The following is a 21,201-nucleotide window of genomic DNA, read 5'->3' as shown; positions in this document are numbered from 1 at the left end:
ATTCTCCTGGTTGGTGCTGGAATCCGCCTGACCGGGTGATGGTTCGTGCTTCGCTATGAGCAACGCGCATCACTATATGCAACAGGGTGTCCTAGCTCACAGGCGATGTCAAGGGTTTTCTGCTTTGTTGCGGGGGTCCGGGGCGCTGTGTCGGGAGGTGACGAAGAGGCCCCCGCCGCTGGTGCGGCGGGGGCCTCTTGTAGTTACTGTGCAGTCCCGGTGTCAGTGGGTGACGTCTGCTGAGATTTCGGCGAGGGTACGTCCCTTTGTCTCAGGCGCGAGCCATTGCGAGAGGATTGCGCCGAGTAGGGCGACGGCGGCGGCTACAACCATGCTCGGGCCCATGCCGATGTTGCTGATCGCCCACGGCAGGGCGAACGTCCCGAGTGCGGCTCCGATGCGGCTGAAAGCCGCCGAGAAGCCCATGCCGATGCCCCGCAGGTGGCCGGGGAACAGCTCGGCCGGATAGACCTGGGTCAACGTGGTGTAGCCGGCGTTGAAGAAGGAGAAGGCGAGAAACAGGGCGAGCACGAGGATGGCTGGTGCGTCCGCCCAGACGCCGATGACCAGTAGGATGCCTGCGCAGAGCCACTGTCCGGGCACGGTGAGGATCCGGCGGCCCAGCTTGTCAATCAGAAGCACGGTGGTGACAACACCCGCGGTGGCAAGTGCGGAGAGCCCGACTCCACCGGCCCAGCCGCCGCCGAAGCCAAACTGGGTGAGCACGTCATCGGCGAAGGTCGCGATCGCGAAGTACGGCGTGACAGCGCAGAACCAAAAACCCGAGGTGAAGAGGGTGGTGCGCCAGTTCTGCTTCGAGAACAGCATTCCAACCGAGGCGCTCTTGATTTTGGTCCTGCCCTGCGCGGCCTGGGCTTCCTGGATCATCCTCAGGTCGATTTCTTCGGTGATGCTGTTGTGCATCTGGGGCGATTCCACGTATTTGTGTGCGATTGCGAGTGCTTCCTCACGCCGTCCCTTCGTGATGAGCCAACTCGGCGATTCGGGGAGGCCTATGCGTGCGAGGAACAGGACGAAGGCGAGAATCGTGCTCGTGCCGATGACAAGGCGCCAGGGGGTGCCGGCGTCGTGCAGGAGCGTGCCAATGATAAATGCCATCATGAAACCGACGTACCAGGCGATCAGGGTCAGCCCGAGCAGCCGCCCGCGGAGCTTTGGAGGGGAGAACTCTGACAGCAGTGGGCCGCCGATTGAGTACTCGCCGCCGATCGCGACGCCCATCAGGAACCGGATGAGCGCCAGCTGGATCACGGCGCCGTCTCCGGAGGTTACGAAGAACTGGGCCGCTGAGGCGACCAGGAACAGGCCCATGTCCACGAGGAACATGGGCTTGCGTCCAAACTTGTCAGTAGCCCAGCCGGCCAGCGGGGAGCCGATGAAGATACCTGCGAGGGGGCCTGCGGCGATCATGCCCAGCGACAGTGCGTCGAGCTGGAGATCTGACCGCATGGGTCCGGTGACGGGGCCGATGATTCCCAGGATGTAACCGTCGAGGAACATCCCGCCGATGAAGACCGCAACAAGCCGCACCATGAAGCGGCGTTTGAACCTGGAGCTGGTCTCTTTTGATGAGGAGGTGTCGACGGTTGCCGTCGTCTTGGTCGGATTGATCATTGAGATTCGTTCCCTTCCGGCTTCAGCGCAAACCGCTGAAGGTGCCAGAGTGCCGTTTTGTGGACGCAGGGACAGACTCCGGTGTCGCCCCCAGGTTCCGGCGCTCCGCGCTGCGTTGATCGATGGTGCTGCCACCTTTGATAGTCATAAACAGATTCCTTCTGTGACTTAGCGCTGCCGCATGGATGCTGGCAATGTTTGTGCGGCCGATGCGCGGGCAAGGGCCCCTTATGGATCGGCCATCGTGGACTCGTTCGTCTGTTCCCCAGGCCGGCCCGGGTGGTGTCCGGGGACGAGGGGAGCATGTCCGGGCGAATTTCGTTCCGTGATGATCAACAACGTTCGCTTTATGCAACAAAATCGTGCGCTGGGTCACACTCAATGTCAAGAGTGTGACCCGAGAAACACGGAGTATGTAGGCGTACTGGCTGGTAATCCCGGGCACGCCGAAGGCACCACCCGTTACGGGGCCCCGTTTTCCGAAAACGGTGCTTCGATGGGGAATACCTCCCCAGGTCTTAGGCCCACCGAAGCACCTTTTACGAAAAACGGGACACCCGTTGTTGACGCTGTGCTTTCCCTAGCCAGCGGCCTCCAGTACCTGGGCCTACCGCGCTTCGGCCGGCAGTGGCATGGAAGACGCTTGACGGCGTGCGGCCTCCACTGTATGCAGGAGCAGCAGCGCGGTGGTCACGGAGCCGACGCCGCCGGGAACGGGAGTGAGCCCCGCTGCGGTCCCGGTGACGCTGGCTTTGTCCACATCACCCACCAGCGAGCCGTCGGCAAGGACATTCGTGCCGACGTCGACCACTACGGTCCGGGAGGAGACATGGCGGCCGGTCAGCAGCCCGGCGCGGCCGGCTGCGACCACCACCACGTCGGCATCCTTCGTGTAGCGCTCCAGCGGGCCCGACCTCGAATGGCAGACCGTTACCGCGGCGTCCCGTGCCAACAGGAGGAGGGACAGCGGCTTGCCCACAACGGCGGACCGCCCCACCACCACCACGCCCTTGCCCGTGACGGGAACCTGGTAGTGGTCCAGGATTTCGACGACGGAACGGGCGGTAGCGGGAGCAAAGGCCGGCTGACCGACGGCCAGGCGTCCCAGGCTGAGGGGATTGGCACCGTCAATGTCCTTTTCCGGAGCGATGAGGCCCACGAGGTTGTCGGTCCGGACCCCCGCCGGCAGCGGGGTTTGCAGGATGATGCCGTTTACGGACGGTTCAGCGCTCAGGTCCCGCAGGACGTTGGCCAGCACTGGTTCCGTTGCATCATGGCCCAGGTCGACGATCCGGCAGCCGACTCCTGCGCGCTCCGCTGCCCGCTCGATGGAACGGACGTACCAGCGCGTTGACTCATCGGCGGTGGCCATGACCACCGCCACGAGCGGGCGGACGCCGTCCAGTTCAAGCGACCGGACCTGGTCCTGGACCTTCTGTTGGAACAAACCGGCCAAGGGCTTTCCGGAAAGTTCTGCGGCGCTCAACCGAGGATCCTTTCCCGGACGCGGGCGGAGAGGGCATCTGCGGCCAGGACCACCTTCTCTTCAATGCCGTCCGTCTGTTGGGCAAGCAGCGCGCGTGCCTTCGGATCCTTGACCGCCACGACGTTGATGTCGATGTTGACGCGCGCCGTGGTGGCAGCTGCGCGGGCGGCGTCAGCGGCCGCGGCAACGTCGCTGATGACGTTGGCGTTGGCCACGTCGAACAGCTCGGTGGCGAGGTCCACAACGCCGCCGGACAGCTCGATCAGCCGGGCTGGCGTCTGTGCCGCCTGGATGAGCGCGGACTGGATCCCGGCCGCCCGGGCGGCTTTGAGCTCGTCGGTGTCGGACGGGAGCTTGTAGGAGTCAATGACTGCCTGGAAGGCTTCTTCGTCCGCATCGGCCAGCCCCAGTGCCTCAACGACAAGGGTGTCGGCTGCCTGGGTGATGCGCTGCACCAGCGGTGCGTGCTGCTCGTATTTACTGCCGGTGGTGTAGCGCGCCACCATCGCCACCAGGGCAGCGCCCTGGGCTGCGTGCAGGGCAGCAGCAGCACCGCCGCCTGGCGTGGGCTGCTTTGCGGCCAACCGGGTGAGGTAGCTGCTGATTGTCTCTGAACTGATCATGGTGCTAACCGCGGAGCCGGGTCATGGTGGGGTCGTACAGCGGGTCCTGGGTGACCGTGGCGAGGATCCGGCGCCCGAAGTATTCGATCTCCACGGAGTCGCCGATGGAGACCTCGGCGGGCAGGTAGGAGTAGGCAATGGGCTTGCGGACGGTGTAGCCGTAAGCGGCGCTCGTGACGTAGCCGACCGCCTGGTCCTTGTAAAACACCGGTTCCTTGCCCAGCACCAGGCTGCGGCCGTCGTCGACCGTCAGGCAGCGCAGGCGCCGCGCGGAGTTCTCTTCGGTGCGTCCTTCCAGGGCTGCCTTTCCGACGAAGTTCTCCTTGGCCATCTTCACTGCGAAGCCGAGGCCGGCCTCGAAAGGGTCGTGCTCGGTGGTCATGTCCGTGCCCCACGAGCGGTAGCCCTTTTCCAGGCGGAGCGAGCTGAAAGCGGCGCGGCCTGCGGCAATGATCCCGAACGGCTGGCCGGCCTTCCACAGCGCGTCCCAGAGGCGCTGGCCGTTGTCAGCGCTGGTGTACAGTTCCCAGCCCAGCTCGCCGACGTAGGACAGGCGCATGGCCGTCACCGGGACGCCGCCGATAACCACCTGCTTGGACCGGAAGTACTTCAGGCCGTCGTTGGAGAAGTCGTCGCTGCTGACCGCGCCGACAACCTCACGGGCCAGCGGGCCCCAGAGGCCGATGCAGCAGGTGCCGCCGGTGGTGTCGCGCACCTGGACCCAGTCGCCGGCGCTGCCGCTCGCTGTCTGGTGCCGGGCGGCGCGTTCGAAGTAGGCAGTGTCGATGTTGCCATTGGCGCCGAGCTGGAAAGTGTCCTCGGTGAGGCGGGCGACGGTGATATCGCTGCGGACGCCGCCCTTCTCGTCCAGCAGGAGCGTGTAGGTGACGGCTCCGGGCTTCTTGTTCATTTCCGCGGTGGTCAGTTCCTGCAGCAGCTTCAGGGCGCCGGGTCCGGAGATTTCGAGGCGCTTGAGCGGGGTCATGTCGTACATGGCGACGGCGGTGCGCGTCTTCCATGCCTCGGCCGCGGCGATGGGCGAGCTGAACATGCCGGACCAGGAGTCGCGGGCCGGCGGCTGCCAGTCGGCGGGCATCTCCTTGAGCAGTTCGGCGTTGGCTTCGAACCAGTAGGGGCGTTCCCAGCCGGCGCCTTCCAGGAAGTAGCCGCCCAGCTGCTTGTGGCGGGCGTGGAAGGGGCTGACGCGCAGGTTGCGCGGGGAGAGCTTGGGCTGCAGTGGGTGCAGGACGTCGTAGATCTCCACGAAGTTCTGCTGCGAGGTTTCGCTGACGTACTCGGGGGTCAGCTGGACTTCCTCGAAGCGGTGGATGTCGCAGTCGCCCAGGTCGATGGAGGACTTGCCGTCCACCAGGAGCTCGGCCACGGCGCGGGCGATGCCTGCCGAGTGGGTTACCCAGACGGCCTCGGCCACGAAGAAGCCGTCCAGTTCCCTGGACTCGCCAACGAGGGAGCCGCCGTCGGGGGTGAAGGAGAAGATGCCGTTGAAGCCGTCCTCTATTTCGCTTTCGCGCAGGGCCGGCAGGATCTGCTTGGTGGCTTCCCATGCCGGGAGGAAGTCCTCGAGGGTGAAGTCCAGCCGGGACGGCATGTTGTGCTCGCTGATCTCATTCGGCTTGAAGCTGCCGAGTTCGTCCAGGTCCACGGGCATGGGCCTGTGGGCGTAGGAGCCGATGCCGTACCGGTCGCCGTGCTCGCGGTAGTAGAGGTCCTGGTCCTGGTGCCGGAGGATGGGCAGCTGCGCGCCGTTGGGCAGTTCGTTCTTGCCCTGCTGGGCCGGAACCGGGGTGGTCTTGACGTACTGGTGGGCCAGCGGCAGCAGCGGCACGGACATACCGATCAGCTCGCCCACCTTTGCGCCCCAGAACCCGGCGCAGGAGACCACGATGTCTGCCGGGATTACGCCGTCGGGGGTCTGGACGCCGGTGACCCGGCGGCCGGACTGCTCGATGCCGGTGACTTCGGTGTTGCCGATGTACTTCACGCCGGCGGCCTCGGTGCGCTTGATCAGGAGCTGTACGGCGCGGGCGGCCAAAGCGAGGCCGTCACTGGGAACGTGAAGGCCGCCGAGGATGTCTTCGTCGTTGATGAGAGGGTAGAGCTCCTTGCACTCGGCCGGGGAGAGGATGGAGCCATCGATTCCCCATGCCTGCGCGTAGCCGAGCTTGCGCTTCAGGTCCGCGAGGCGGGTTTCGGTGGTGGCGACTTCCAGGCCGCCGACCTGGTTGAAGCAGCTTGTCCCGTCCTCCGTCAGGGACAGCAGCTTTTCCACGGTGTACTTGGCGAACAGGGCCATGGACTTGGAGGGGTTGGTCTGGAAGACCAGGCCGGGGGCGTGCGAGGTGGAGCCGCCGGGCATGTTGAGGGGTCCCTGGTCCAGGACTGTGATGTTGTTCCAGCCGCGCGTGACGAGTTCATCCGCGAGGTTGGTGCCGACGATGCCGGCTCCGATAATGACAATGCGTGGTGACGATTCCAAGGAGTCTCTCCTGCTGCTTTACGGGTTATGTCTGCGGACGAGTGGTGCCTACCGGAACACCACGGTGCTGGTCTGGTCCAGCAGCACGCGGTGCTGGCAGTGCCAGCGGACGGCGCGGGAGAGGGCCAACGCCTCGGCGTCCTGGCCCACGGTGGACAGCTGCGCCGGGCCATAGGTGTGGTCCACACGGATGACTTCCTGCTCGATGATCGGACCCTCGTCCAGGTCGGCGGTGACGTAGTGGGCGGTGGCACCCACCAGCTTCACGCCGCGGTCGTAGGCCTGGTGGTAGGGGCGCGCACCCTTGAACCCGGGGAGGAAGGAGTGGTGGATGTTGATGGCCCGGCCCTCCAGCGCCCGGCAGAGGTCGTCGGAAAGCACCTGCATGTAACGGGCCAGGACCACGAGGTCGGCCTCGTACTCATCCACCAGTTCCAGCAGCCGGCGCTCCGCGTCGGCCTTGGTGTCCGGGGTGACGGGGACGTAGATGAAGGGGAGCCCTGCGGCTTCCGCCATTGCACGGTGGGTTTCATGGTTGGAAACGACTGCCACCAGTTCGCCGCCAAGGCTGCCGCCCCGCCAGCGGAAGATGAGGTCGTTGAGGCAGTGGCCGAATTTGGACACCATGACCAGGACGCGCTTGGCGGTCTGGTCGTGGAAGCTGAACTTCATGTCAAACCGGCTGGCGATGCCCGCAAACTCTTCCTCGAGCATGGCGGGCGTGTAGTTGGGGGAGCCGGAGAACGCGGTGCGCAGGTGGAGCGTCTCGCGCAGGCTGTCGTCGAACTGCTGGTGCTCGTCGATGTTGAAGCCTCGCTCGAACAGGAACGTGGTTACTGCCTGCACAATTCCTGCTTGCTCCTTGCAGGACAGGGTCAGCACGAACTTCTGCGCCTGCTCTTCCTTGAGCGCCGGCAGAGTGGCGGTTGCTGATGCTGCTTCCATGAGGGTCATACCCTCCTCCTTCTAGATATATTCCAATGCAACGGACTGATATATTAGATTGGCTGCCAGCGTATACTGGGTCACAGGCGAGGTCAATAGTTTTTTTCTTGTTGGGAAGAAAGGGCTCGGCATGGCATTCGAAGCTTTGGCGGTGACGGACGACTTGGGGAGGAAATCCCTGGCCGACGTTGCTTATGAGAGCATCCGCGACTGGTTGCTGACCCTTGAGATCAAACCCGGCGAGCTGCTGAACGACGAGCTCCTGGCCAAGAACCTAGGGGTGGGCCGCACTCCGGTGCGCGAGGCCCTGAAGCGGCTGGAACTGGATCGGCTGGTGAAGACCTATCCCCGGCGGGGCACCTTCGCTACGCGGGTGGACGTAACCGACCTTTCCTACATCTCGGAGATCCGCGCCCAACTTGAGCCCCTCGCGGCGGCGCGTGCCGCGCGGGTGGCTTCCCCTGCCGTCCGGGACGAGCTGCGCGCCACGCTCGAAAAGGTTGAGGCGTTCGATGTGTCCTCGGCGACCGTGACGGAGACGCTGCAGCTGGATGCCCGGGTGCACCAGGGCATCTATGCCGCCGCCGCCAACCCGCACCTCGAAGACATCCTGATCCGCTACGACAACTTGGCAACGCGCATCTGGTGCATGGTGATCGACCGGCTGCCGGACCTGTCCCGCCACGTGCATGAACACCTCGATTTGCTCCGCGCCGTTATCGACGGGGATGAGGAGCGGGCCGCGGAGCTTGCCCGAGTCCACGTGAGCGGATTCGAAAGTGCGGTCCGGGAGACGCTTTTCAAGGCCTAGGGCCACCCGCGCCGGCGCCGCTGTTGACATTGGATTGTGACCTGGACCATACTCGGAAACCAGATTGATATATCAATCAAATATCAGGGATGGAATCGAGCGGCGAAGGTGCCGGTGATCGGAGTGAGCAGTGAACTTCCAGGCAACCCTTGAAGCCCCAGGTGATGTCAACGACCTCGGACAAGATGGCCAGGGCGGCGGCACATTGAAAAAGGCCCTCGGCCTCCGTGCCGACTGGGCGCGCCTGCCCGGCCGCAGCGTCGAAGTGTGGCTGCACGGGGAGCATGTGGCCTGCGGGGTGGTGGACCAGGCTGCAGAGGACGGCTCGGTGCTCTGGATAGCGGCGGAGGGCATCAGTACCCGGCGTATCTTCGACAAGTCCTCCGGCTACCAGATCTGGGTTTAGCTCTCCCCTGCGCCGGCGTTGCTGCAGGTCCTAAGGCGGTCCGTCGACTCCGGCATCGTTTCGTGTTAACGCCTGTGGTAGCCCATGTTGGCGCTGACTTTGAGCCCCGCTTCCTTGAGGGTTTCGAGCAGTCCCGGGATCTTCTCGGGGTCGAACCGGAAAGCCGGGCCGGAGATGCTGAGGGCGCCGATCACGATGCCCTGGTGGTTGTAGACGGGAACGGCCACGGCATTCAGGCCGATTTCGAACTCCTCCCGCACCACCGCGTAGCCCTTCGCCGCAACCTCAAGCAGTTGGGCGTCCAGCTCCTTGCGGGAGGTGATGGTGCGGGCGGTGCGGGCAGTCAGGCCTGTCTCCTTCAGGATCCGGTCCCGGTCGTCCGCCTCCAGCGCCGCCAGCAGCACCTTTCCGCTGGACGTGGCATGCAGCGGCGTCAGGCTTCCCACCCAGTCGTAGGTGGCCAGGGTGGAGGGGCCCATGGCCTGGTCCACGTTCACCGCGTAGTTTGAGCGCAGGACGGCAAGGTTGACCGTTTCCTTGAATTCCTCGGCAAGGCTTTCCAGGACAGGACGTGCCTCGTGGACCAGGCTTAGCCGGCCGGGAATGGAACTGGCCAGCCTCAGGATGCCAAAACCGAGCTGGTACTTGCCGCGCTCGCTGTTTTGGTGGACCATCTCGCGGGTGACCAGCGAGCCCATCAGGCGGGAGACCGTGGACTTGTGGATGCCCATCTCCTCGGCAATCTCGCTTACGCCGGCATGGCCCTCCCGGGCCAGGATCTCCAGGACGGTCAGCGCACGCTCCACGGACTGGACCCCGCCGGACTGGCCGCCTTCGGCGTCGGTATCGGATTCGGGTTCATTTTTAGGAGCCATACTTCCTGATCCTATGCCGGGAATTGTGACGGCCGTGACATCAGGCGGTGCCGGTCGATGCCCTGGAGGCCCCGAAGCGGTCGGTTAGCTCCCCCGGTAGGTGGAGTACGCGAACGGGCTCAGGAGCAGGGGGACGTGGTAATGCTCGGGGCCGGTGACCTCGAAAACCAGGTCCACTTCCGGGAAGAACGTCTGCGTCTGCAGGTCCGCGTAGTACTTGCCCGTGGCGAAGTTCAGCTTGTAGTGCCCGGGTTCCAGCTGCTCCGGCCCCAGGTCCTTCGCGCGGCCGTCCGCGTCGGTGCTGGACGCTGCCAGCTCGCGCCAGGTGCCGCCGTCGTTCTTTGAAAGGACGACGGCGACACCCGCCGCCGGGCGCCCCGCGCCGGTGTCAAGGATGTGGGTGGTGACGTGGGAAACGCTCATTCGCTGATCAGTCCTTCGAGCCGCAGTACGGCGATTTCGCGCAGCTGCTGCGCCACAATGGTGTCTTCTTCTTCGGGGGAGTTGGTGAGCCGCTGGTTCAGCGCCGCCAGGATTTCCGGTGCGGTACGTCCGGCGGCCCGGATCAGGAAGACGCGGCCGAACTTCTCCTCGTACTCCCGGTTCCCGCGGGCCAGGGCCTCTGCGGCCCCGGCGTCTGCAGGGTCGACGCCGGCCTGCTCGGAACGGGACATCGACGCTTCGGTGCTGGCGGCCGTCGGGCGCTCTCCGATTCGGGGATGGTGCGCCATGGCGGCTTCGACCTCGGCGGGGGTGAAGGGGTTGGCGGCCCGGGCGGCGAACTCAAGGAGCTCGTCCCGGCCGGCGAAGGGGCGTGCCCCGGCCACAGCCTCCACCCAGCGGCTGATGTCGATGCACGGCCGGAGCGTGGCCTTGGCCGCGGTGGGATCCGCGCTGTTGAATTCGGCAAGCTTCATGCTGGTCGTAATCCTTGGTGTCATGCTGGCATCCATGGTGACGGCTATGCGGATGCCGGACTGCCCGGCGCCTGCAGCGAGCAAGCTTCCGCATCATGGAACTGTTATTTCAGCATACGTAATATTCAAGATCAGCTGCGGTGCCCTGTCAAGCGGTGACGGTGACGACTCAGTCCTCCGACGACGTCCTGGAAAGCACCCACGTGTTGGTTCCGTCCTGGCGCTCGAACGTCACCGTGGTCACCAGCGCCTCGATCAGGGCCAGGCCGCGTCCGGACTCGGCGTCGTCCCCGGGAATGGAGGCCTCCATGGGGCCGAACGGCGGCTTGGCGTAATAGGCGCTGACCCGCGCCTGCAGCAGGGCAGGCTGCACCGTGGTCTCCACACCCAGCTCCACTTCACGGTCCCCGGCCGGCTGCGCATGCTGGACGATGTTGGACGCGGACTCTATGACGGCCGTCGTGAACGTCATCTGGTCCATGTCATTCACGAACGGGACGTCCAGCCAGAGGCTGTCGAGGTCGTTGTGGACCGCCTCGATGGCGTCCTCCGCAGCTGGTCCGCGGAAGCTGCGTGAAGCAAGCACCTCAGTCATTGCTGAACGCCTCCTCGGCCGTGGGGTAGGCGGTGAGGACCTTGTCCATGCTGGTCAGCTTCAGGACCATGTTCACCTGCGGCTGCACGGCGGCGATGCGCAGGTCACCGCCGGCCTGGCGGGCGGCCTTGAGGCAGCCGATCAGCGCGCCCAGGCCGGAGGAGTCCATGAAAGCCGTATGCTCCAGGTTGACCACGATCCGGTTGGATCCGCCGGCGATGACGTCGGTGACGAACTCGCGCAGCTTGGGCGCGGAGACCATGTTGAGCCGCCCGTCCGCCTTGACCTCCGCGTACGAATCTTTGACCTCGTAACTGAACTCCATCAGGATTCCTCTCTGTTTGCAGGTTCTGGGGCCGGCTCGTACCCCTTGTAGAGCACGGCGCGGACCAGGATGCTCATGACCACCAGGTCAAAGACCACCCAGACAACGTTGACCAAGGTGCCCAACGGCTCGGCCAGTCCGGTGGCCAGGCGGATGATTCCGACGACGGCGGCCACGGCCAGCAGGACGGACACCACGATCTGGGGCCGGATGAGGCTCCAGCTGGGTCCGCCGCTTTGGCGTGCCTTGGGGGTGACGGCAAACCCAAGGGGACGGCCGAACCAGACGTTGCGGGCCGCCGTCGTGCATGCCTTGATCCAGGTGGGGAACAGCGCAAGGCTGTACTGCTGCCCGCGCCAGGTGGGGATGCCCCGGCCGGCCACGGCGAACAGGAGCTGGTTGACCACCATGAACGGGATAAACCGGATGAAGAAGTCCCAGCTCAGGCTGCTGACGGGAAGGATGCCCAGCAGCAGGTAGATGATGGGGGCAGCGAAGTAGATGACCGCCGCGAATCCGCTGAGGTAGGTCCACATGGTGGCGAAGTACATCAGGCGCTGGCCCAGCTTGAGGCCCTTCTGCACCAGGGGGTTCTCCCGCAGGAGCACCTGGATGGTGCCCTGGGCCCAGCGGAGGCGCTGGGTGAGCATGGTCTTCAGGTCCTCCGGGGCCAGCCCGTAGGCCAGGATCTCGTGGTGGTAGACGCTCTCCCAGCCCATGGCGTGCATGCGCATGGCGGTGGCCATGTCCTCGGTGACGGAAATGGTGGCCAGCGGCATGACCGGCTGGGCCTCGTTGCTGCGTTCCACGGTCAGCGCGTCAAGGACGGCCTGGACGGATTCCAGGGCGCCCAGCGGGGACCAGTCGCGGGCGGACATGCGCTGGACGGCGTCGTCCGCCACCACCGGAACGCCGGACTCGCCCACGTGGGCCAGTTCCATCGCGGCGATTTCCTCGAGGTCGGCCTGCAGGGCTGCGACGTCGGCCTGGACCAGGGTCTGCACGGCAGCGTCCACGCGGCGGCGGACCCGGTACGTGACCTCGCTAAGGGGGCGGCCGGCGTCCACTTCCTCCTGGGCTTCGCGGGTGGCGGCCTCCACCTCGTCCAGGACCTCCGCCACCAGGGGTGACTCCACGTCAGCCGATTTCCGGGCCTGCTTGATGGCGGCGCGGGAGGCGGCCAACGCGCGGCGGATGCTCTTCTCTGTTTCCTTGACGTAGCCCACCAGGCCCAGCTGCATCAGGGCCTCGCGGCGCAGGATGGCGTTGGAGCCGCAGAAGAAGGCGGCGTTCCAGCCGTCTTTGCCCTGCTGGATGGGGCCGTAGAACAGCGGTGCCTGGCTGCCGAGCGGATCGGAGGCGGGGACGTTGCTGAAGTACTGGGGCGTCTGGACCAGGGCAACGCGGCGGTTGTTGAAGTAGCCCAGGGTCTTTTCCAGGATGTCCGGCTCCGGGATCTGGTCCGCGTCCAGGATCAACAGGAACTCGCCGTGGGTCACCATGAGGGCGTTGTTGAGGTTGCCGGCCTTGGCGTGCCGGGGGAGGTCCTTGGTCCAGTCCTCGCTGCGCGTGACGTACCCCAGGCCGTGCTGTTCGCACAGGGCCCTGAGCTCGGGCCGGGCACCGTCGTCCAGGATCCAGGTGCTGTGCGGGTGCCGGATCTTCTGCGCCGCCCGCGCGGTGGTGAGGACCATGTCCAGGTCCTCGTTGTAGGTGGTTATGAAGACGTCCACGGTGGCGTCGGACGGCGGCTCCGGAGCGCCCTTGCGGATCTTCAGCTTCCATACCGTCATGCCGAAGAGCATGACGTCGATCAGGCTGTAGGTTTCGGCCACCACCAGGGGGAGCGCGATCCACCAGGCATCCCAGTTGAGGGACGCCGCCCACCGCCAAGCGATGTAGTTCAGGCCGGTCAGGACGGTGAGGACCACCACCACGCGGGTCCAGAAGCGGGTCATGCTGCCACCTCCAGGGGGAGCCGGCGGACCACAACCACAGTGACGTCGTCTTCGGCGGTTTCCGCCGGTGCGAGCGCCATGATGGAGTTGCTGGCCTCATTGGCCGACCCTGCAGACTGCGTTGCCAACTGCACGGCGTCCGTGAAGTCCTCCACCGAGTCAAACACGTCCAGCACGCCGTCGCTGACCACCACCAAGGAATCGCCCGGCGCAAGCTCCAGCTCTGCCTGCGGCCACTGCGTTCCGGGCCAGGCACCCACCGGAGGTCCTCCCGTGGGGAGCCTGTCCGCGGGACCTGCCGGCTGGACGTGCAGCGCAAGTCCGTGACCGGCGTCGACATAGCTGACCTTGCCGGACGCTGCATCAAGCCGGGCGTGGAACAAGGTGACGAAGGAGTTGGAGGAGTCCAGGTCGCTGGCGATCGCCTTGCTGGCGGAAGCGAACCCTGCGTCCAGGTCCTGCCGCAGGCCGGTGGAGCGCATCACTGCGCGGACCGTGGCCGCGATCAGCGCCGCGCCCATTCCCTTGCCCATGGCATCGGCGAACGTCAGGTGGAGCCCGTCCGGCGTCTGGTACCAGTCATAAAAGTCCCCGCCCACGCTGCGGGACGGGCGGAAAAGGCCGGCAACGTCGTAGCCGTCCACCCGGATATCCTCCTTGGGCAGCAGGCTTTGCTGCACCTCCGTGGCGCGCTCCAGCTCGCTGCGTGCGGCGGAGGCCGCTGCCGGGGACGGCCGGCGGCGGAACAGGGCGTTGATCCGTGACTGCAGTTCCCGGGGGCTGAACGGCTTGCTGATGTATTCGTCGGCGCCATTGTCCAGGCCGGTGAGCTTATCCAGTTCGTCCGCGCGGGCAGTGAGCATCACGATGAACGCGTCCGAGAATTCGCGCAGGAGCTTGCACACCTCCAGCCCGTCGAGGTCCGGCAGGTTGAGGTCCAGCGTCACCAGGTCCGGTTTTGTGCGGCGGACTTCCTCCACTCCGGGCAGCCCGGCGCCGGCCTGGGTGACGTCGAAGCCCTGCTTGACCAGGACGCGGACCAAGAGTCCGCGGATGTCCGGATCATCTTCGATGACCACCGCACGGCGGGATTCGGAGGGAGAGACCATAGCTCTACTTCTACCGTATTAAGGCGCATGGGGCATGTCTTATGCTTCACAGTTTCCGGTGACTTGCCTGACAGCGGCGTCATCGCCGCATCCCCGCCCTTGTTGCCGGTGGGGCACTCAGCAGATCTTGCGGGAATCTTGGCATCTGCTTGCCGGGACGTTGAGGTCCAGCGGTCACACTCGAAGGGACCAGCAGCTTCCACAACAGCGCACGACGACGAACCGCACGGAGGCTGTACGGCTTGCGGAAGGCGGGGAAGCCAAATGGAACAGACGAAGAGGAAGGGAGCGGACAAAGCCAAAGCATTGCTTCGCCTCTACTTCCACTCACGCAAAGTACGGGCTGCTGCCAGGGATCTGGAGCACGCGCTCGCCGAATCCCGGGAAGTATCCAGCTGGCCGGGGGACCGGCTGCAGGTGGGGGAGGACATGTCCAGGCAGGTGGAAAGGCTTACCCACCGGCTCAAGCTGGAGACCGAGACGCACCACAGGCTTGAGGCCCTTTTAAAGACTGCGGGTGGAGGGCATTCCTTCGCAGCCCTGTAGGTGCCACACTTAGCAGCAATCGATTGGCTGGGGGATAGTCAGGAGATTGCTGTGAGTTTGTTGCTGGGCTGGTCGTACCTGATGGCGGGACTCATGACCATGGACGCGATGCTGCTTGCGTTGTGGGCCATGGAAGTTGATTGGGGCAAGTACTGGCGGCGGAAATAGGTCCGGGCACCTTTGAAGCCCGCGCCTACGCCAACTCCACCCGCATCAGGACCCGGGGGAACCCGTTGAGCACCGAGGTGGTGTCCGCGGCTTTGGTGAAGCCGGCGTCCTCGAACAGCTTGCGGGTGCCCACGTAGGCCATGGTGAGGTCCACTTTGCTGCCGGCGTTGTCCACCGGATAGCCCTCGACTACGGGCGCCCCGTAGGCCCGTGCCATCTCGACGGCGCCGGCCAGGAGATGGTGCGAGATTCCCTTCCCGCGGTGGCCGGGGCGTACCCGGAGGCACCAGACCGACCAGGCGTCCCGGGCATCGACGTGCGGGATTTTTCGGTTGCGGGCGAAACTGGTGTCCGCCCGCGGGTGGACGGCTGCCCACCCAACCGGCTCGCCGCCGTCGTACGCCAAAACTCCGGGCGGTGGGTCCTGGGCAACCACCTGCCTGACCAGTTCTCCGCGCTCTTCGCCCCGCAGGGCAACGTTCTCTTTGGAAGGGATCCGGTAGCTCAGGCACCAGCAGACCGTGGCATCAGGCCGTTTGGGCCCCACCAGTGCCTTTACGTCCTCGAAGTTCGTCGCCGGGCGCACCTCAATCGCCATGCGGCCATCCTAGTCTTCCGGCATCCTGCCGATGCTCCATGCCGCCACCCTGCGGACATCCACCCTGGTTGCCTGGAGCGGCACCCTGACACCTCCGGAAAGCAGGACGGGTCCCAGGAAATGGATGTACCGTGGCTGGTCTGCCGTACTGGCTGCATCCGCCCCGGCTTCCCAGGAATCGAGGATCCCGGCGATGGCCCAGCTGCCGATCCGTACCTGGTCATTCTGCCGCTGGGTCCACGCATGCTCCGACACCACCGATCCCGAAATGACGGCACCGTCAACCACCACGGTGAGTTCCAAGGTGGCGTCGGGGCCTGTTCCAAAGACCGAGTCCAGCAGCAGACGGAGGCGTGCATCCGTCCCGTCTTCCGGCGGTTCCTTCTCCGTCACATTGTCCATGCCGGTCCTTTCCTCAATGGGTTGGGAGTTGAACGCCTGACCAGCCTAGTTTCCACCCTGTTGGCTCCTGTTGCCCCTCACTACACTGGGACGCATGACCCAGCAGGAACCGGGCAATGCCGCTGCGGATACCGATGCCGTCGGCACCTCACCGCGAACCCCGGCCCAGCGTTCCCGCACCTTTGCCGGAATCCTGGTCAACACCGCCCTGGCGAACATCACCACCAGCTACCTGTGGTTCGCCCTGACTTTCTGGCTCTACCTGGAGACGCGCAACGTGATCGCCACCGGCGTGGTGGGCGGTGCGTACATGCTGCTGATTGCGCTGTCCAGCATCAGCTTCGGCACTTTAGTGGACCGTTACCGCAAGCTGGCAGTGATGCGATTCGCCGCCGGATTCACCCTGGTGATGTTCGTGCTGTCCGGGGTGATGTTCCTGCTGACGCCTGCGGCATCGTTGCTGGATCTGGGGCAGCCGTGGTTCTGGGTGTTCACCCTGATCATCCTGATTGGCGCCGTGGTGGAAAACCTGCGGAACATCGCCTTGTCCACCACCGTCACCATCCTCATCGAACCGGAACGCCGCGCCAACGCCAACGGCCTGGTGGGAATGGTGCAGGGGCTGATGTTCATCGTCACCTCCCTGCTCTCCGGACTGTCCGTCGGACTGCTGGGCATGGGCTGGACCATCGCCGTGGCGCTGGTGCTCACGGCGCTGGCCGCGGCGCACCTGTTGACCCTGCGGATGCCCGAGGAGGTGCGGGCAGCGGCGACGGACGCCCACGGTGGGTTCGACCTGCGCGGCTCTTTCGCGGCGGTGCTGGCCATTTCGGGGCTGTTCGCGCTGATCGTGTTTTCCACGTTCAACAATTTCATCGGCGGTGTCTATATGGCCCTGATGGACCCGTACGGGCTGGAGATGTTTTCGGTGGAGATGTGGGGCGCCGTTTTTGCTGTTGGTTCCACGGGATTCATCATCGGCGGTGCGCTGATCGGCAGGTTCGGGCTCGGGGACAACCCGTTGCGCACCCTGCTGGCGGCGGTGGCGGTCATGGGTGTGCTCGGTGCGGTCTTCACGCTGCGGGAGTGGGCGTGGCTCTACATCCTGGGTATCTGGCTGTACCTGCTGCTGGTCCCGTTCGTGGAGGCGGCCGAGCAGACCGTCATCCAGCGGGTGGTGCCGCTGGAACGGCAGGGCCGCGTCTTTGGCTTCGCCATGGCATTCGAATCCGCTGCGGCACCGGTGACAGCGTTCGTCATCGCACCCATTGCCCAGTTTTGGATCATCCCTTACGCACGGTCGGCGGACGGCGCCACCGCCCTGGCGCCGCTGCTGGGTGAGGGCACCTCCCGCGGGATCGCCCTGGTGTTCCTGGTGGCCGGCATCATCATGATCGCGGCAGCGCTGCTGGCATTCTTCACCCCGGTCTACCGCCGGGTGTCGGCCTCGTACGCGCAGGTTGCGGCACAGACCGCAGGTTAAATGCCGGACGCCCCAGCACTGTGTGCCGGGGCGTCCGGAAAAAGCTGCAGGAAGTGACGGCGGGCTTAGACTCCCAGGGCTTCCTTGAGGCGGGCGACGTGGCCGTCGGCCTGGACCTGGTACTGGGCCAGGGTGACGTTGCCTGCGGGGTCCACCACAACCGTGGAGCGGACAATCCCTTCGTGGATTTCGCCGTTGACCAGCTTTTCGCCCCAGGCGCCGTAGGCCAGGGCAATCGTGTGGTCGGGGTCGGAGAGCAGCGGGAAGGTCAGGGAGAAGTCGCCGCTGAAGCCGGCCAGGGCTTCCTGGGCGTCGGGGGAGATGCCGACAACTTCGTAGCCCTTGCCCTGGAGGGAGGCAAGGCTGTCGCGGAAGTCGCAGGCTTCGGTGGTGCAACCGGGGGTTGCGGCCTTGGGGTAGAAGTACACGATGACGTTCTTGCCACGGTAATCGGCCAAGGAGGTTTCCCGGCCCTGGGCGTCCCGGAGGGTGAAATCAGGAGCCGGGGTGCCGGGCTGAAGCTTGGTGGTCAGGGTGGGGCTCATGGCGTTCCTTTGTAAGACTCGGTCAGTGATGGCCAAACATCAAGTGAAGCGGGTTGCCGCTTACTGATACAAACCAGCGCGTCATATGCAGTATTCCGCAGGACCCCGAACCGCCGCGTGGGGGCCGGGAACAAACTGGTATCCGCCGCCGCGTACGGTAGCTACGGCATGGCGGGCGTTGCCCAGTTTTTTGCGGATCCTGCCCACGTACACGTCGATGGAGCGGGCGGTGGCGCCGGGGAAATCCAGCGATTCCAGGAACTCCTGCAGCTCCTCGCGGCCCACCGTGCGGGACAGGTGGGTCACCAGGTACCGGAGCACCTTGTACTCGACGCCGGTCAGCGCCACCGGGCGGCCGTCCAGCAGGACGGTGTCGGCGGCAAGGTCCACGGCGACGCGGCTGACGGGGCCGGCCGACGGCGGCAGGCGGGTGCCGCCGTCGGCATCAGTTGCGTCGGGGTTCTCCGCCGCGGAGGAAGCGCGGGAGGAGTCATCTTTTGCTTCCTCCGCGGCGGACGTGGGGGCTCCGGCGGCAGGCCAATGGACTTCCGCCTCCGGAGCAGTTTCGAGGGCCCTTGCAAGGACCATTTGGGCGGCGTGCTGCAGGAGTTCCGGGGTGGTTCCTTCGGCAGGAACCACCCACACGGCCAGCCCGTGGGCCGTGGCCCGCCTGGCTGGAGGCCGGTGCGGAACCTGGTATGGGGCCGCCGTCCGTGGATGATGGGCTTCCACTGCCATGGCGCGCCCTTATACGCCGCCGCGGCGGATCAGCTTGCCCGTAGGGGTCTGGCCGTCCACTACGGCGCCGCGGAGGTAGGTCTTGCGCACCACGCCTGACAGCGCTTTGCCGTCGTAGGGGGTGATGGGGTTCTTGTGCTTGAGCTTGGAGACGTCCACCACGAAGGCCTCGTCCGGCGCGAAGATGGAGAAGTCGGCGTCGTAGCCCAGCGCCAGCTGTCCCTTGTTGGTGAGCCGGGCCAGGTTGGCGGGCTTCTCTGCCATCCAGGACACCACCTGTTCCAGCGGGATGCCGCGGTGGCGGGCTTCGGTCCAGATCAGGGACAGGCCCAGCTGCAGTGACGAGACGCCGCCCCAGGCCACGGCGAAGTCGCCGTTTTCCAAGTCCTTGAGATCCAAGGTGGAGGGGGAGTGGTCCGAAACGATGCAGTCGATGGTGCCGTCCTGCAGGCCCTGCCACAGCAGCTCGCGGTTGGACGCTTCGCGGATGGGCGGGCAGCACTTGTAGGCGGTGGCACCGTCCGGGATTTCCTCCGCCATCAGCGTGAGGTAGTGCGGGCAGGTTTCCACGGTGAGCTTCACGCCGTCACGCTTGGCGGAGGCAATCATGGGCAGGGCGTCCGACGACGACAGGTGCAGGATGTGCGCACGCGCACCGGTCCAGCGGGCCCGTTCGATGACCTCGGCGATAGCCTTGTTCTCGGCGCCGCGGGGGCGGGAGGCCAGGAAGGTTTCGTAGTGGTCCCCGCCCGGGTGGGGTGCGCGGTCGATGGCGTGGGAGTCCTCGGCGTGGACGATCATGAGCGAGTCGAAGGCCTTCAGCTCGGCCATGTCCTCTTCCATCTCATCCGCGTCCAGGTGCGGGAACTCGTCCACGCCGGAGTGCAGCAGGAAGCACTTGAATCCGAACACGCCTTCGTCGTGCAGGGGACGCAGGTCTGCCTTGTTGCCCGGGATGGCGCCGCCCCAGAAGCCGACGTCGATGAAGGCCTGGTCCTCGGCTACCTCGCGCTTGAGCTTGAGGTTCTCCACCGTGGTGGTGGGCGGGACGGAGTTCAGCGGCATGTCGATGATGGTGGTCACGCCGCCGGCCGCGGCTGCGCGGGTGGCGGAGGCGAAGCCCTCCCACTCAGTGCGGCCGGGTTCGTTGACGTGGACGTGGGTGTCCACCAGGCCGGGGAGCAGGGTTTCATCGTCGGCCAGATCGATGACTTCGGCGCCGGCCAGGCCGTTGCCCAGCGGTTCGATGGCCACGATCCTGCCGTTGCGGACACCTACCTCGCGCGGCGCGATGCCGGCGGTGGTCAGGATGCGCTGGCCCCGGATGACGAGGTCAAAACGTTCTTCAGACACGGAGGTCCTCCTTGGTACTTGCGGCGGCAGGCCTGTTGGCCGCCAGCCCCGCACTGATTTGGGTGCCCAGCTGCTCCAGCAGGGGTCCGGCCTCTGCTATGCACTTGTTTACATCGGTTTCGAGCGCCGTCAAAGCGTAGACGTCCTCGAATCCGGCGGCCGCCGCCTGGCCCTGGTCCAGGGTGGTCCGGCCGCAGACGGCGATAACCGGAACGCCCTGCGCCGCGGCCGCGCGGGCAACACCCATGGGGGTTTTGCCCAGCAGGCTTTGTTCGTCCAGGCTGCCTTCTCCGGTGATCACCAGGTCGGCGCCGCCCAGGCGGTCCGCCAGTCCGGTGAATTCGAGGACGACGTCGATGCCCGGCCGCCGCGTTGCGGCCAGTGCGGCGATGGCGGCGTAGCCCACGCCGCCGGCTGCCCCGGCTCCGGGAGCCTCGGCAGCCTTGACGGCGCGGAATCCGATTTCCCTGGCCAGGACTTCGACAAACCTGGCCAGGGCGGCGTCGAGCATGCCGACGTCTTGGGGTGTGGCGCCCTTCTGTGGACCGAACACCGCCGCGGCGCCCTGGGCGCCCAGCAGCGGGTTGTCCACATCGGATGCCAGCACAAACCGGGTGTCCACCAGGCGGGGTTCGAAATCGGTGAAGTCGATGCTGTGCAGGTTAGCCAGCGCAGCCCCGCCCGGTGGGAGTTCGTTGTTCCTGTTGTCCAGGAACCTGGCGCCGAGCCCCTGCAGGAGCCCCGCACCGCCGTCGGTATTGGCACTGCCGCCCACGCCGAGCACGATCCTCCGGCAGCCGGCGTCGAGCGCTGCGCGGATGAGCTGGCCGGTGCCCAGGCTGCTGGCCGTGGTGGCCTCGGCCGGGGTGGGCCGTCCGCCCTTCTGGACGCTTGGCACCAGGGCGAGCCCGGAGGCGGCGGCCATTTCGATGACGGCCTCGTGCCCGCGGACCGCGTAGTCCGCTTCCACCGGCTGCCCGGTGGGGCCGCTCACCGTTGCCGTGCGGCGGGTGAAACCGGAGCCGACGGCGGCATCGAGGGTGCCCTCGCCGCCGTCGGCCACCGGAATCCGGACGACGTCAAGATTGCCGCCCGCGCCGCGCTGCAGGCCCTTTTCCAGGTGGCTGCACACCTCCGGGGCGGACAGCGATCCCTTGAACTTGTCCGGGGCGATAACCACGCGCAT

At 65.9% G+C, this 21,201-nt stretch carries 22 protein-coding genes; 4 read left to right on the top strand and 18 right to left on the bottom strand.

Annotated features, from left to right (window positions below; translation table 11 throughout):
* Positions 1-222: 222 nt before the first annotated feature.
* The 5 genes from JCQ34_RS17220 to purU form a co-directional block, all read right to left on the bottom strand.
* Positions 223-1,635, bottom strand: coding sequence for an MFS transporter (locus tag JCQ34_RS17220; RefSeq protein ID WP_286399648.1), 1,413 nt, complete (start codon positions 1,633-1,635; stop codon positions 223-225).
* Between the two features lie 607 nt (positions 1,636-2,242).
* Positions 2,243-3,121 carry a bifunctional 5,10-methylenetetrahydrofolate dehydrogenase/5,10-methenyltetrahydrofolate cyclohydrolase gene (locus tag JCQ34_RS17215; protein WP_286399645.1) on the bottom strand — a complete coding sequence of 293 codons (879 nt, stop codon included), beginning with the start codon at positions 3,119-3,121 and terminating at the stop codon, positions 2,243-2,245.
* Positions 3,118-3,744, bottom strand: a complete 627-nt coding sequence (locus JCQ34_RS17210; RefSeq protein ID WP_286399643.1) for a cyclodeaminase/cyclohydrolase family protein — start codon at positions 3,742-3,744, stop codon at positions 3,118-3,120. Before JCQ34_RS17210 ends, JCQ34_RS17215 begins: the two co-directional genes overlap by 4 nt.
* A 4-nt stretch (positions 3,745-3,748) precedes the next feature.
* Entirely contained in the window at positions 3,749-6,241 is a 2,493-nt protein-coding gene (locus JCQ34_RS17205; RefSeq protein ID WP_286399640.1) for a GcvT family protein, read from the bottom strand.
* A gap of 48 nt (positions 6,242-6,289) precedes the next feature.
* The gene (gene purU / locus JCQ34_RS17200) at positions 6,290-7,195 is read right to left on the bottom strand and encodes a formyltetrahydrofolate deformylase (protein ID WP_286399639.1); all 906 of its coding nucleotides are present in this window, start codon (positions 7,193-7,195) and stop codon (positions 6,290-6,292) included.
* Between the two features lie 121 nt (positions 7,196-7,316).
* Here purU and JCQ34_RS17195 point away from each other — a divergent pair, with 121 nt between their 5' ends.
* Together JCQ34_RS17195 and JCQ34_RS17190 are read left to right on the top strand one after the other, a co-directional pair.
* Positions 7,317-7,997, top strand: coding sequence for a GntR family transcriptional regulator (locus JCQ34_RS17195; RefSeq protein WP_286399636.1), 681 nt, complete (start codon positions 7,317-7,319; stop codon positions 7,995-7,997).
* A gap of 130 nt (positions 7,998-8,127) precedes the next feature.
* A complete protein-coding gene (locus JCQ34_RS17190) occupies positions 8,128-8,403 on the top strand; it encodes a hypothetical protein (RefSeq protein ID WP_286399634.1) in 276 nt (91 codons plus the stop codon).
* Positions 8,404-8,468: 65 nt separating this feature from the next.
* Here JCQ34_RS17190 and JCQ34_RS17185 read toward each other — a convergent pair whose 3' ends face one another.
* The 7 genes from JCQ34_RS17185 to JCQ34_RS17155 form a co-directional block, all read right to left on the bottom strand.
* The gene (locus JCQ34_RS17185; RefSeq protein ID WP_286399632.1) at positions 8,469-9,278 is read right to left on the bottom strand and encodes an IclR family transcriptional regulator; all 810 of its coding nucleotides are present in this window, start codon (positions 9,276-9,278) and stop codon (positions 8,469-8,471) included.
* Positions 9,279-9,362: 84 nt separating this feature from the next.
* Entirely contained in the window at positions 9,363-9,701 is a 339-nt protein-coding gene (gene uraH / locus JCQ34_RS17180; RefSeq protein ID WP_286399629.1) for a hydroxyisourate hydrolase, read from the bottom strand.
* Positions 9,698-10,195, bottom strand: a complete 498-nt coding sequence (gene uraD / locus JCQ34_RS17175; protein ID WP_286399626.1) for a 2-oxo-4-hydroxy-4-carboxy-5-ureidoimidazoline decarboxylase — start codon at positions 10,193-10,195, stop codon at positions 9,698-9,700. Before uraD ends, uraH begins: the two co-directional genes overlap by 4 nt.
* Positions 10,196-10,364: 169 nt before the next feature.
* The gene (locus JCQ34_RS17170) at positions 10,365-10,790 is read right to left on the bottom strand and encodes an ATP-binding protein (protein ID WP_286399623.1); all 426 of its coding nucleotides are present in this window, start codon (positions 10,788-10,790) and stop codon (positions 10,365-10,367) included.
* Positions 10,783-11,115 (bottom strand): STAS domain-containing protein, encoded by a 333-nt coding sequence (locus JCQ34_RS17165; protein WP_142132465.1) that lies wholly within the window; start codon positions 11,113-11,115, stop codon positions 10,783-10,785. The genes JCQ34_RS17170 and JCQ34_RS17165 overlap by 8 nt, the downstream gene beginning before the upstream one ends.
* Positions 11,115-13,073 (bottom strand): glycosyltransferase family 2 protein, encoded by a 1,959-nt coding sequence (locus JCQ34_RS17160; RefSeq protein WP_286399619.1) that lies wholly within the window; start codon positions 13,071-13,073, stop codon positions 11,115-11,117. The genes JCQ34_RS17165 and JCQ34_RS17160 overlap by 1 nt, the downstream gene beginning before the upstream one ends.
* On the bottom strand, positions 13,070-14,182 hold the full coding sequence (locus tag JCQ34_RS17155) for a PP2C family protein-serine/threonine phosphatase (protein ID WP_286399616.1): 1,113 nt from the start codon (positions 14,180-14,182) through the stop codon (positions 13,070-13,072). Before JCQ34_RS17155 ends, JCQ34_RS17160 begins: the two co-directional genes overlap by 4 nt.
* Positions 14,183-14,446: 264 nt before the next feature.
* On the opposite strand from JCQ34_RS17155, the gene JCQ34_RS17150 reads away from it, so the two are divergent.
* Positions 14,447-14,728 (top strand): hypothetical protein, encoded by a 282-nt coding sequence (locus JCQ34_RS17150; RefSeq protein WP_286399614.1) that lies wholly within the window; start codon positions 14,447-14,449, stop codon positions 14,726-14,728.
* Between the two features lie 193 nt (positions 14,729-14,921).
* Here JCQ34_RS17150 and JCQ34_RS17145 read toward each other — a convergent pair whose 3' ends face one another.
* Positions 14,922-15,494, bottom strand: a complete 573-nt coding sequence (locus JCQ34_RS17145; RefSeq protein ID WP_286399611.1) for a GNAT family N-acetyltransferase — start codon at positions 15,492-15,494, stop codon at positions 14,922-14,924.
* A 9-nt stretch (positions 15,495-15,503) separates the two neighbouring features.
* Positions 15,504-15,896: a hypothetical protein gene (locus JCQ34_RS17140; protein WP_286399608.1), complete on the bottom strand. Its 393-nt coding sequence runs from the start codon at positions 15,894-15,896 to the stop codon at positions 15,504-15,506.
* Positions 15,897-15,990: 94 nt separating this feature from the next.
* Here JCQ34_RS17140 and JCQ34_RS17135 point away from each other — a divergent pair, with 94 nt between their 5' ends.
* Entirely contained in the window at positions 15,991-17,379 is a 1,389-nt protein-coding gene (locus tag JCQ34_RS17135) for an MFS transporter (protein WP_286399606.1), read from the top strand.
* Between the two features lie 65 nt (positions 17,380-17,444).
* On the opposite strand, the gene bcp is transcribed toward JCQ34_RS17135, so the two are convergent.
* The 4 genes from bcp to JCQ34_RS17115 all read right to left on the bottom strand — a co-directional run bounded on the left by bcp (position 17,445) and on the right by JCQ34_RS17115 (position 21,201).
* Complete coding sequence (gene bcp, locus JCQ34_RS17130; RefSeq protein ID WP_286399603.1) at positions 17,445-17,924, bottom strand: thioredoxin-dependent thiol peroxidase; 480 nt, start codon at positions 17,922-17,924, stop codon at positions 17,445-17,447.
* 81 nt (positions 17,925-18,005) lie between these two features.
* A complete protein-coding gene (locus JCQ34_RS17125) occupies positions 18,006-18,662 on the bottom strand; it encodes a winged helix-turn-helix domain-containing protein (RefSeq protein WP_286399600.1) in 657 nt (218 codons plus the stop codon).
* 9 nt (positions 18,663-18,671) lie between these two features.
* Positions 18,672-20,015, bottom strand: a complete 1,344-nt coding sequence (allB, locus tag JCQ34_RS17120) for an allantoinase AllB (protein ID WP_286399598.1) — start codon at positions 20,013-20,015, stop codon at positions 18,672-18,674.
* Entirely contained in the window at positions 20,008-21,201 is a 1,194-nt protein-coding gene (locus tag JCQ34_RS17115) for a glycerate kinase (RefSeq protein WP_286399595.1), read from the bottom strand. Before JCQ34_RS17115 ends, allB begins: the two co-directional genes overlap by 8 nt.

Source organism: Pseudarthrobacter defluvii (assembly GCF_030323865.1).
Classification (GTDB): domain Bacteria; phylum Actinomycetota; class Actinomycetes; order Actinomycetales; family Micrococcaceae; genus Arthrobacter; species Arthrobacter sedimenti.
The sequence above is the reverse complement of the archived record's forward strand: the minus strand, read 5'-3'. Positions and strand labels throughout refer to the sequence as shown.